At 67.9% G+C, this 11613-nt stretch carries 10 protein-coding genes and 1 pseudogene; 9 read left to right on the top strand and 2 right to left on the bottom strand.

The features are described from left to right. Window positions 1-11 precede the first annotated feature (11 nt). On the bottom strand, window positions 12-632 hold the full coding sequence (locus BM357_RS15215; RefSeq protein WP_074955367.1) for a LysE/ArgO family amino acid transporter: 621 nt from the start codon (window positions 630-632) through the stop codon (window positions 12-14). A 223-nt stretch (window positions 633-855) separates the two neighbouring features. Between BM357_RS15215 and BM357_RS15210 the strand changes: the two genes are divergently transcribed. The 9 genes from BM357_RS15210 (at window position 856) to BM357_RS20510 (ending at window position 11177) form a co-directional block, all read left to right on the top strand. Next, a complete protein-coding gene (locus tag BM357_RS15210; protein WP_074955363.1) occupies window positions 856-2082 on the top strand; it encodes a 2,3-diketo-5-methylthiopentyl-1-phosphate enolase in 1227 nt (408 codons plus the stop codon). Then, the gene (locus tag BM357_RS15205; protein ID WP_245784039.1) at window positions 2079-2780 is read left to right on the top strand and encodes an MtnX-like HAD-IB family phosphatase; all 702 of its coding nucleotides are present in this window, start codon (window positions 2079-2081) and stop codon (window positions 2778-2780) included. The genes BM357_RS15210 and BM357_RS15205 overlap by 4 nt, the downstream gene beginning before the upstream one ends. Next, window positions 2781-3404 carry a methylthioribulose 1-phosphate dehydratase gene (mtnB, locus tag BM357_RS15200; protein WP_074955360.1) on the top strand — a complete coding sequence of 208 codons (624 nt, stop codon included), beginning with the start codon at window positions 2781-2783 and terminating at the stop codon, window positions 3402-3404. 173 nt (window positions 3405-3577) lie between these two features. Continuing rightward, the gene (locus BM357_RS15195; protein WP_074955356.1) at window positions 3578-4354 is read left to right on the top strand and encodes an SDR family NAD(P)-dependent oxidoreductase; all 777 of its coding nucleotides are present in this window, start codon (window positions 3578-3580) and stop codon (window positions 4352-4354) included. Window position 4355: 1 nt separating this feature from the next. Then, window positions 4356-5435, top strand: a complete 1080-nt coding sequence (locus BM357_RS15190) for an S-adenosylmethionine:tRNA ribosyltransferase-isomerase (RefSeq protein ID WP_074955353.1) — start codon at window positions 4356-4358, stop codon at window positions 5433-5435. 119 nt (window positions 5436-5554) lie between these two features. Next, on the top strand, window positions 5555-7237 hold the full coding sequence (locus BM357_RS15185; RefSeq protein ID WP_074955350.1) for a GAF domain-containing sensor histidine kinase: 1683 nt from the start codon (window positions 5555-5557) through the stop codon (window positions 7235-7237). Next, window positions 7234-7917, top strand: coding sequence for a response regulator (locus tag BM357_RS15180; protein WP_074955347.1), 684 nt, complete (start codon window positions 7234-7236; stop codon window positions 7915-7917). Before BM357_RS15185 ends, BM357_RS15180 begins: the two co-directional genes overlap by 4 nt. 204 nt (window positions 7918-8121) lie before the next feature. After that, window positions 8122-10944 carry a UPF0182 family protein gene (locus BM357_RS15175; RefSeq protein WP_074955344.1) on the top strand — a complete coding sequence of 941 codons (2823 nt, stop codon included), beginning with the start codon at window positions 8122-8124 and terminating at the stop codon, window positions 10942-10944. A 98-nt stretch (window positions 10945-11042) separates the two neighbouring features. Continuing rightward, complete coding sequence (locus BM357_RS20510; protein WP_281245611.1) at window positions 11043-11177, top strand: hypothetical protein; 135 nt, start codon at window positions 11043-11045, stop codon at window positions 11175-11177. A gap of 102 nt (window positions 11178-11279) precedes the next feature. Here the strand turns inward: BM357_RS20510 and BM357_RS15165 are convergent. Then, a pseudogene (locus BM357_RS15165) lies at window positions 11280-11519 on the bottom strand (transposase domain-containing protein); the annotation flags it as partial. Window positions 11520-11613 lie beyond the last annotated feature (94 nt).

The following is an 11613-nucleotide window of genomic DNA, read 5'->3' as shown; positions in this document are numbered from 1 at the left end:
GCGCCCACGCGTCACAGGTGCCAGATGATGTAGGCGAGGTAGACGGCGGAGGCCCACATCATCACCGCGGAGACGCGGTTGAGGACGCGCAGGGACGAGCGGCCCAACAGGGCGCGCCCAGCCAGGTGTCCGGCGATGGAGAGCGAGAAGAACCACAGCCAGGACACGAGGACGCTGGCCACACCGAAGGCGATGCGCTCCGGCCAGGCCGGATAGGCGGCGGCGCTGCCGCCGACGACGGCCAGGGTGTCTATCAGCGCGTGCGGGTTGAGCAGCGACCCAGAGGCGGTGAACACCATCTGGCGGCGGACCGTCCAGGCGGTGGTCACCGCCGATTCGTCTTGTCCCTGGTTCTCCCGCCAGGCGGATGCGCCCATATAGAGGAGGAAGGCAATCCCGATGGCGCCGAACGTGTACCGAAGCCACCGGATGTGCAGGGCCACCGCGGAGACGCCCATCACGGCCAGCGCGATGAGCAGCGTGTCGCACACGGCGGCGGTCAGGACGGCCGGGAGGGTACCGGCCCAGCGGCGGTGCAACGCCCCCTGGGTGAGGATGAACCCGTTCTGCATCCCGATGGGCAGGATGAGGCCCAGGGACAACAGGAACCCGTGGACGAACGCGACCAACAACCCGATTCCCTCCTCGCCGTACCCACGTCCGGACTGCACCGGCGCAGCCGCTTTCCATTGTACAACACCATCCCGCCATACGGCCGGCGGCGTTTGACGCCCCTGAGGGCGGCCGCTATAGTGGGGGTAGTTTTCCAACCGGACACCACGGCCGGCCGGTGTCGGCGGCGGCCGGGACGGGGCCGCGGACCCGGCGGGGCGCGGCGGCAAGGGGGATGTGGAAGTGACGGCGGACGACCGTTTTGTGGTGGCCACGTACGTGGTGGAGGACGAGGAGAAGCAGTTGCGCAAACGGGCCGACGGGATCGCCATCGGGCTGACCGTGGGATCGTGGACCGACTTGCCGGCGGCGACGCAGGAGCGGATGCGCCCGTACTGCGGCCGGGTGGAGGACATTACGGTGGAGGAGCGCCTGCCGGACGGACGGGTGCGGGCACGCATCGCCATCGGCTATCCGGTGGTCAATTTCCCGGCGCGCATCCCGGCACTCCTGACGACGGTGTTCGGCAAGCTGTCGATGGACGGGAAGATCCGGCTGGCGGGTCTTCATCTCCCGGCATCGTTTGCACGGGCGTTCCCGGGGCCGAAGTTCGGGGCGGCAGGGGTGCGCCAAGTCCTCGGCGTGCACGACCGGCCGCTGTTGATGAGCATCTTCAAGTCGTGCATCGGCCTCCCGATGGACGAACTGGTGGCGGCATTCACGGAACAGGCCCTGGGCGGGGCGGACCTCATCAAGGACGACGAGATCTTCTTCAACGAATCCCTGGCGTCGCCGGAGGACCGCGTGCGGGCGTACCGGGAGGCGGCACGGCGGACGGAGGCGGAGACCGGCCAGCGCGTCCTGTACGCCGTGAACCTGACGGGGCCGGTGACGGAGCTGCGGGATCGCGCCAGGCGACTGGCGGAACTGGGTGCGGGGGCCCTCTTGATCAACGCGTTCGCGTACGGACTGGACGTGCTGCAGGCGTTGGCGGAGGATCCGGAAGTGTCCGTGCCGCTCATGGCTCACCCGGCGGTGGCGGGGGCGATGTACGCCGCGCCCGGGTACGGCATCTCGGCGAGCGTCCTGTTCGGCCAGTTGCTGCGCCTGGGCGGGGCGGACATCGTCATTTACCCGTCGCCGTACGGGACGGTCACCCTGGAGGCGGAGGAGAGCGGGCAGGTGCTGCATCACCTGCGGGCGGACAACGGCCTGAAGCCGGCGCTGCCCGCGCCGTCGGCCGGCATCCACCCCGGTCTCGTGCCGCTGTTGGTGCGCGATTACGGGATGGATGTGATTGTGAACGCGGGCGGCGGCATCCACGGTCACCCGGGCGGGGCTCGCGCCGGTGCGCGCGCGTTCATGGCGGCCATCCGGGCGGTTGTGGCCGGCCGATCGCTTCGGGAAGCGGCGGAGGACAGCCCCGAGCTGGCCGCGGCGATACAGCAGTGGGGGGTGAGGGAAGCGTGATCGACAGGCCGATGCCGGATTTCGCCGACGGAGCCTGGGATGTGTTCTGCGACTTCGACGGGACCATCTCCGAGAACGACATGATTGCGCAGATCATGAAGCGGTTCGTCCCAGAGGCGGGGTTGGAACTGATGGATCGGGTCAACCGGCACGAGCTGACGGTCCAGGAGGGCGTCGAGCAGATGTTCGCCCGGATTCCCTCGTCTCGGTTCGGGGAGGTGCGCGATTTCGCGGTCACGAGCGTGCGGCTGCGGCAGGGATTCCCGGCGTTCGTCCGGCTCTGCCGGGAGCGCGGGTGGCGGTTGACGGTGGTCAGCGGCGGCTTTGACTTCTTCGTCGAGCCGGCGCTGGCGCCGTTCCGGGACCGTCTCGACGTGGTATGCAACCGCATCGATGCCAGCGGTTCGCACCTGCGCGTGGTGTGGTCGACCCCGTGTGACGCGGCGTGCGAAGGCGGCTGCGGCCTGTGCAAGCCGGCGGTGCTGCGGTATCGGCAGCGGCCGGGCGTGCGCCAGATGCTGGTCGGTGACGGGGTGACCGACGCGAAGGCGGCGCGCGTCGCAGATTTCGTGTTTGCGCGCGACCGGCTGCGGGGCGAGTGCGACCGGATGGGGATCCCGTCCCTGCCGTTTGAGACGTTCGACGACATCGTGGCCCGCTTGGCGGATGTGCCGCGCGACCAGGGGGTGGCCCGGTAGATGGAAGGAACGCATGTGGATTTCCGCCGCGAGGCGGAGCAGGTGCGCTGGCTGGCGCAGACGGTGGCGGCCAAGGGGTGGCTGCCGGCGACGAGCGGCAACCTGTCGGTGAAAGTGAGCGATGCGCCTCTGCGCTTTGCCATCACGCGCAGCGGGGCGGACAAGCAGCGCCTGGCGCTGGACGACGTGCTCCTCGTCGGCGAGGACGGGCGGCCGGTGGCGAAGACGTCCCACCGCCCCTCGGCGGAGACGGTGGTCCACGTGCGGCTGTACCAGTCGCAGCCCTGCGGCGCCATTGTGCACGTGCACACCATGTTCAACAACCTCGCATCCGATGTGTTCTTCCCTCAGGGTTACGTGGACCTGGCCGGTCACGAGCTGCTCAAGGCGCTCGGCCACTGGGAGGAGGGCGCGCGCATCCGGGTGCCGATTGTGGAGAATCACCACCGTCTGGACGATCTCGCCGCCGCCGTCGCGGCCCAGGCCCAACCGGCGGTGCCGGGGGTCCTGGTGCGCAACCACGGCATCTACGCCTGGGGCGAGGACGCGGATGCCGCCCTGCGCCACCTGGAGGCGTTCGAGTTCCTGTTCGAGTACGTGCTGCGGCGCCGGCAGTTCCCGTGACCTCGGTTGGCCGGCCTCGCCTTCGCCACGTGGCGTCATGACCTCGGCCGAAAGTCATAGGACCATTGGCCGAGCCGGTCTATGACCGGCGGCCGATGTGCCTCCCGCCTCTTCACCGTACGCTTTGACCAGAAGGAAGATCTGGCCAATGCGGCCGTGAGGAGGCGTTTGTCATGAATGAAGGGATTCGTCACCCGGCGGGAGACCGTCCGGTCGTCGCCATCGCCGGCGGCAGTGCCGGGCTCGGCCTGGCGTTGGCGGAGGTCCTGCTTCGCCGCGGGATGGCCGTGGCGCTGTGCGCGCGCCGGGAGCGCCGGCTCTTGGAGGCAGTCGAGTCGCTTGAAGCACTCGGCCCCGTCGACGGCGTGGCGGGCGACGTCGCGGACCCGCGCTTTCGCAACACATGGCTCTCGCACGTGGTGCGCCGCTTCGGGCATCTCGACGCCCTGGTTCTGAACGCGTCCACCCTCGGGGACATCCCGATGCCCGATTTGCGCGACACGCACGTCGTCAATCTGCGCACCGTGTTCGAGGTGAACACGTTTGCCCCCGTGCTGCTGCTCCAGCAGGCGTTGCCCTTGCTGGCCGCGCGCCCGCGCGCCCTGTGCCTGGCCCTCTCGAGCGACGCCGCGGTCGGCGGGTATCCCGGCTGGGGGGTGTACGGCGCGTCCAAGGCGGCGCTCGATCTCCTCATCAAGACGTTCGCCCGGGAAACGGACCTCGACCACATCGCGCTGTACAGCGTCGACCCCGGCGACATGGACACCGAGCTGCACCGGCTGGCGGATCCCGGCGCCCCCGCCCAAGGGCTGGCCGACCCTGCCGAAGTGGCGGCGGTGTTGGCCCGCCTGTTCGATCCGCTGCTCACCGCCGCCCCCTTCCCGCACCCGAGCGGGATGCGCCTCGCGGTGCGCGGCACAGCCCTCTTCCCGTGCGAAGGGGGGTGCTGACATGACCCAGTCTGCGCTGGATCTCAATCTGCACTTGAGCCGTCCCCCGGCTCCCGCACCCCTCCCCCCGGAGGCGCGCGGACTCCGGCGGGACGAGGTGCGCCTGCTGGTGATGGACCGGGCGACGGGAGCTTGCCGGCATGCGCGCTTCGTCGACCTGCCCCACTTTCTGTCCGCCGGGGACCTGATGGTGGTCAATACGTCGGCCACCATTCCCGGCCGGTTGCGGGCCGTATACCGGGGTGAGCCGCTGTATCTGCACCTGGCGATCCGGTTGACGGAGGACACCTGTATCCTGGAGCGGCGGCGGGCGGACGGGGGGCCAGACCCTCGTCCATTCGAGCCGGGGGATACGTTAAGGGTCGTCCATCCCGAGGACGGGCGGGTCCTGGCCCGGATCCAAGTGGAAGCCCACTTTCATCCCGACAGCCGTCTGTGGCGAGTCCGCGCGGACCGCGACCTGTTTCGGGTGGCGGAAGCCGCCGGGGTGCCCATCCAGTACGGCTACGTGACACGGCCGCTGGAGACGGGCGCGTTCCAAACCCTCTTCAGTCGTACCCCAGGGTCGGCCGAGATGCCTTCCGCCGCCCGCCCGTTCACGCACCGGGTGCTGCGCGGCCTCGCGGCGCGGGGGGTGCGGTTCTGCTCGCTTCTTCTGCACACCGGTGTGTCCTCTCACGAGGTCGCGTCGGATTTGGCCCGCCACCCGGTGTTGCCGGAGTGGTATCACATTCCGCCCGCCACGGCCGCCGCGGTCAACCGGGCGATGGCGGAGGGGCGGCGCGTCATCGCCGTGGGCACCACCGTGGTGCGGGCGTTGGAGAGCGCCGCGGTGCCCGCCCGGGGCGGGGAAGGGGTGCGGGTGCGCAGCGGATCGAATTGGACCACCCACCTGGTCACCCCCGCCACCCCGCCGCGGGTGGTCCACGGTCTCATCACCGGTATGCACGACAACCACACCAGCCATCTGGCGCTGCTGTACGCGTTCGCCCGCCCCGAGTTCCTGCGCAGGGCTTATGAGGAGGCGGTGCAGTTGGGGTATCTGTGGCACGAATTCGGCGATATCAGCCTGCTGGTGTGAGGCGCCGGACGTGTCCTCGGCACGGGCGCGGCGGCGCCTTCGGCGGGGAGGGAATTTTCCGCCGCGTGCCGGGCGGTGTGGTACCATCAGCCTGAAACCGTAGAACGGGATGAGCGAACATGCGTGACTCGAATGGTTCTGTTCAGGAGGCGTGGCCCGAACCGGAGCGCCTGGCCATGCTCAAGGACATCGCCGAGGCGCTCAACGAGGCGACGGACATCTCGGAAGCGATGGACGCCATTTTACCTAGGCTCAGCGGGGTGCTGGGCCTGTCGACGGCGTGGGCATTCCGCTACGACGCCGGGCGCAGCCAGTTTGTGGAAGTGGGAGCGAGCGGGCTGCCGCCGGCCCTGGCGTGCGACGGCGGGGCGCCGCTCAAGTCCGGGTGGTGCGAATGCCAGGACCGGTTTGTGGAAGGGCGGTTAGACCGGGCGGTGAACATCGTACGCTGTAGCCGCCTGCGCGATGCCGTCGGCGACAAGGGCGGATTGACCTACCACGCGAGCGTGCCCCTGCGAAGCAAGGGCAAGCCGCTCGGGATCTTGAACGTGGCCGCGGCCGGGCACAGCGTGTTCACCCCGTCTGCGCTGCAACTGCTCACGGCCATCGGTCACCACGTGGCGGTGGCGGTCGACAGAGCCGCCATTCTGGCCGAGGAGCGGCGGCGTGCGGAACAACTCCGGGCGCTGTCAGACATCGCGGCGGAGCTGGTCAGCGTGGTCCGCCCCCGGGCTGTGCTCGAACTGGCCGTGTGCCAGTTCGTGGATCGGCTCGGGTACGAGTGCTGCGGCATCACCTTCCGCGAGCCTGGGGATCCGGAGGCGGAGGCCCTCGGTGCGGGGGGCCCGGGGCGGGTGGTGGCGTCGGCGTACCGCTCATCCGACGGAGAACCGGCCGGATACTCGTACGCGCGCGACGAGGAGGAACCGCTGCTGGACGAAGCAGAGCGGGTGTTGCTGCCAGAGGCCCGCAGCGCGATGGTTCGGCCGATCCCGCACAGCCCCTACGAGGTCCGGGTGGAAAGCCGGCGCCGGGGCGCGTTTTCGGCCAGTGACGAGGAGATGTTGTCGGCGTTCGCCTGGCACGTGGCCGCGTCTTTGGAGAACGCCCGCCTGTACGAGCAGTCCTTGGAGGAAGCCCGGTGGGTGGAACGACGCCGCCTGGCGGCGGATCTGCACGACGCGGTCAGCCAGCGCCTGTTCTCCGCGCAACTGCTGGCCAGAACGGCCCGTCTGCTGGCCGGGCGCGGCCACGCCAAGCGGCGGATGGCAGCGCAGCGTACGGATGAACGGCGCATGGACGAGGTGTTGGAGCGGTTGGAGGCGTTGATTGCGGACAGCCAGCGTGAGATGCGAGAGCTCATCGAGGCGCTGCGCCCCGCGGGAGAACGGGGATGGGTGGCGCGGGTGCGCGAGCGGATCGCACCGCTGCAACTGCAGGGGCAGACCCGCATCCATCTGACCGTTGCCGGCGATGCAGAGGAGCCGGCCATCCCCTTCGAGGCGCGCGAGTCCTTGCTTGCAGCTCTGGACGAGGCGTTGCACAACGCGCTCCGGCACGCGGGCGCGCGGAACGTGCACGTCCACCTCCGGCTCGCGGCGGACGAGGTCGAGGTGTCGGTGCAGGACGACGGCTGCGGGTTCCATCCGGAGGCGGCGGAGGGCCTGGGGACGAGCACGATGTACGAGCGCATGCGAAAGGCGGGGGGCCGGTTGTCCATCACCAGCCATCCGGGCCGCGGCACGCGGGTGGTGTTCACGGTGCCGGTGCCTGGGGACCCGGCGAGGGGGGAAGATCGGTGAGCGAGGCGCGGACCATCCGACTTGCGATTGTGGATGATCACCCGATGGTCCGGGAAGGCCTGCGCGCCTTCCTGCAGCTCTCGGAGGATATCGAAGTGGCCGGCGAGGCGGCCACGGGCGAGGACGCCATCCACTTGGCCGACGCGGTTCGCCCGGACGTGATGCTGATGGACCTGGTGATGCCGGGGGCGATGGACGGGGTGGCGGCGATCCGCGAGATCACGCAGCGGCACTCGGACATCCGCATCATCGCGTTGACGTCGTTTCAGGAGCGGGATCGAACCCTCGGCGCCATCCGGGCCGGGGCCATCGGGTACCTGCAGAAGGACGTCAGCCCGGAGGACTTGGTGACAGCCATCCGCCAGGCGGCGGTGGGCCGGGCGGTGTTGGATCCGGTGGCCTTGGACGCGCTCCGCGGCGGGGAGCCCCGCCGGGAATCCAAGCCCGCGGGGGGCGGGGCGGCCGATCCGTACCTTCGTCAGCCGCTGACGCAGCGTGAGCAAGAGGTGCTTCAGGCGTTGGCCCAGGGCATGTCGAACAAGGAGATCGCCGCGGCGCTCGGGATTGCGGAGAAGACGGTGAAGGTGCACATCAGCCACATCCTGGGCAAGCTGGACGTCTACGATCGGACGCAGGCGGTGCTGGCGGCCACGCGGCTGGGACTCGTCCGCATGGATTGACCGGGGATCCGTGGGGGCGGGGTCCGCCTCATCCAAAACACAAATGTGGACCACGATGTCATCCCTCCGTCGGCGCCGCCCTGATACAATGGGGATGGAGACGTTCGGTCCATCTCTGCTCAGAGGAACCATCACTTCCACCCGATGGGCCGGCGGAGAGGCGAACGGGTACATCGCCTGGGAACGGGGAGGCAGACGTCCATCGTGATTGTCCGGAAGACCAAGCGGCTGGTGCCGCGCCGCGTTCCGCGAGGCATTCGGGTCCTCGCGGGCGTCGTGTTGTTGTTGCTGATTGGCCACGTGTGGTTCCACCGGCTGTACGATCTGCGGTTGCACGTGGCATTGGGATACGGAGACGTGTACAGCAAGAACATGGTGTTTGAACTGTGCACCCGCTGGGGAGGCGCGCTGCTGTACGCCCTGCTCGGCGCCTGGGCGGTGCGGCCCTTCTCGGAGCACCTCCCGCGCTGGGCGTACGCGCTGGTGCGCTGGCCCGCGGTGGCAGTCGGATTCGTGCTGGGCTATGCGGTATGGTATCTGAACGCCACGGACTGGATGTTGTTTTTCCAGCACCAGCCCTTTGGGCGGGTCGATCCGCTCTTTCACCTCGACCTCGCGTTCTTCGTGTATCAACTGCCCCTGTGCGTCGGCCTGGCGGGCCGCTTGGCGGGGACGCTGCTGCTGCTCGCAGCCGTCCGCATGGCGGCGTTGGCGGTGAGCCTGGGGATGCAGCGGCTGACCATCTCCCGCGTGGATCTCCCCGCTGTGATCCGGCGCGAGGCGCGGGTGGTGTTGGCGCTCATCGGAGGTGCTCTGGTCTGCTTCACCGCCATCTCCTGGTTCGCGCGCTATCTGGCCGAGTTGCAGGAGGGCAATGGGTCGTTTTTGTTCGGGCCGGGGTTTGTCAGCGCCCGCTTGTCCATCCCGGTGTTCTCGGTGGTGCACACGCTGTTGTTGGCCGTTGCGGCGGTGCTCGTGCTGTGGCTGGCGGTGCGGGTGGACCGGGTCCTGCAGTTGCGGGACGGGATGGTGGTCCTGCGCTGGCGCGGGTTTCGGCCGGTGTGGTGGGCGTTTTCCGGGTACGTCGGGAGCCTGGTGGTGACGGGGATCATCGGCGGTCTGACGGAAGCCTTGTACGTGCACCCGAACCAGAACACGGTCGAACTGCCGTACATCCAGAGGACCATCGACATGACCCGGTGGGCCATCGGGATTGATCACGTCGATCAAAAACCGTTCACCCCTGCCCCGGCCTTGACCCGGGCGGCGGTGGACAAAGACAAGCCCACCCTCGACAACGCCCGCATCAACGACCAGGGCCAGACCACCGACATCTACAACCAACTGCAGAGCTTCAAGAGCTACTTCCACTTCGACCAGGTGTCGGTCGACCGCTACGACGGCCAGGAGGTGTACGTCGGGGCGCGCCAGATGGATGTGGACAAGGTGCCGGTGCAGACCTGGATCAACCGCACCCTGGTGTACACGCACGGATACGGTCTGGCGGCGAGTCCGGTGAACCAGGTGGATCAAGACGGCCTGCCCGCCATGCTGGCCAAGGACACGCCGCAGGAGACACAGGCGCCGCTGCCGGCCATCACCCGGCCCGAGATCTACTTCGGGCGGATGAACACGGACGTCATCGCGCCCAGCCGGGAACCGGAGTTCGACTATCCGGTCGGGTCCTCCGATCACACGTCTCACTACCAGGGCGGCTACGGCCTGCCGGTGCAAGGCAACCGCTGGATGCTCGCGATTGCGAACCGGAGTCTGCGCTTTTACACGAGCGACCAGATCACGCCCCAGTCGCTGTACTTGTTCGACCGCGACATCTATCAGCGGGTTCAGGACATCGCGCCCTTCTTGCGCTATGACCAGGACGCGTATCCGTTCATCGACGGCCAGGGCCACATCGAGTGGATGCTCGATGCCTACACGTCCTCGAATCACATTCCGTATGCGCAGCACTTTCTCGGCGCCGCGTACATCCGCAATTCGGTGAAGGTCACCATCGACGCCTACACCGGCAAGGTGACGTATTACGTGGTCGATCCGTCGGATCCGATGATCCAAAGCCTGATGCGGTTGTACCCGACGCTGTTCACCACCCGGGTGCCGGCGGACGTGGCGGCTCACTTCCGTTACCCGCAGGACCTGTTCCAAGCTCAGGCGGAGGCGTTGACGCGCTACCACATGACGGACGCGGCGTCGTTCTACAACCAGGAGGATCTGTGGGCCATCGCGACCCAGATTTACCAACAGAACGAGAAGCAGGTCCGGCCGCCGGTGTACCAGATGGTGCGCATGCCGGGCGAGACGGCGCCGCACTTCGTGCTGAGCGCGCTCTTCACGCCGGCCAACAAGGACAACCTGAACGGCTGGTTCGTCGCAGACAATGAGCCGGGCCGCTACGGACACCTGACCGTGTACCAGTTCCCGCAGTCCACCCTGGTGTTCGGTCCGATGCAGGCGGAGAACCAGATTGACGCCGACCCGGGTATCTCCAGCCAACTGTCGCTGTGGAACCAGCAGGGATCGCATGTGGTGCGGGGGGACCTGCTGCTGCTGCCCGTCGGCGATACCATCCTGTACGTGGAGCCCGTGTACCTGGTGGCCAACCGCGAAAATTCCTTGCCGCAGCTGGCCAGGGTCATCGTCAATTACAACAAGCAGGTGTTCATGGACAACTCCCTCGGCGCCGCGCTGCAGGACCTGCTCCAGGCGCAAAACGGCAACCAGCCGGCGCCGAACGCTCCGTCCGGCGGCGCGGGGACCGGCGGTGGCATCGGGACCGGCGGCGGTGGCACAGACGCGGGCGGTCCCGGTGAGTCCGGTGCGGGTTCCGGCGGAGCGGCGGGATCGAACACGGCCCAACTCGCCCAACAGGCCAGCCAACTGCTGCGCCAGTACGAGGCGGACACGGCGAAGGGGGACTTCGAAGCGGCTGGGAAGGACCTGAAGCAACTGGAGGCGGTGTTGGCCCGGTTGGCCGGCCAGCCCGGTTCGCGACCTTCATCGGGTAGGTGACACGAAGGCACGGCGATGAAGGGTCGGCAGACGGCAGGCGGCAGGCGCACACAAGGCAGCACGGCAGCTCAATACGAACACGGGGACGGTGTTCCGGGATGAAACTGGAGAACAAGGTCGCGGTCATAACTGGTGCGGCTTCGGGAATGGGACGAGCGATGGCGAAGTTGTTCGCTGCAGCAATGGTGGTTCTTGCAGATATCGCCCAGTCGGCCTTAGACGTTGTCGTGTAAGCGTCAAAGCCCCCACACCTTGCGTTTCTCCAACCGTCGTGCGACAGTCATGGACGACAACAATCAGCCCCGCCAGGAGACCCAGCGGGGCGATTTCTCATGCTATCCTTTTTTTCCACGTCTCCGGATTCGTTCCGGCAGGCGATCTGACCACGGGAGCAACGCGTCCATCGCTGCCCGGTCATCCGTTCGGATGTTGGGTAGCCGCTCGAACAGGTATTCCAGGTACAAATACGGGTCCAGCCCGTTCTCCTTGGCTGTCTCCACTAGGCTGTAGGCGATGGCGCTCGCCCTCGCACCTTGTGGGGTGTTGGCAAACAGGAAGTTCTTGCGACCAATTAGGGTCTGCTGAACGAGTCTTTCTGCGAGATTCGACGGCACTTGGTTTGTATGCTGTTGTATGGCGTCTTGGCCTGCCGCCAAACGTCACGCGAGC

The sequence above is a fragment of the Paenalicyclobacillus macrosporangiidus genome (assembly GCF_900116805.1).
Classification (GTDB): domain Bacteria; phylum Bacillota; class Bacilli; order Alicyclobacillales; family Alicyclobacillaceae; genus Alicyclobacillus_H; species Alicyclobacillus_H macrosporangiidus.
Note: the sequence above shows the minus strand (reverse complement) of the source record. Positions and strands in the feature narration are given on the sequence as shown.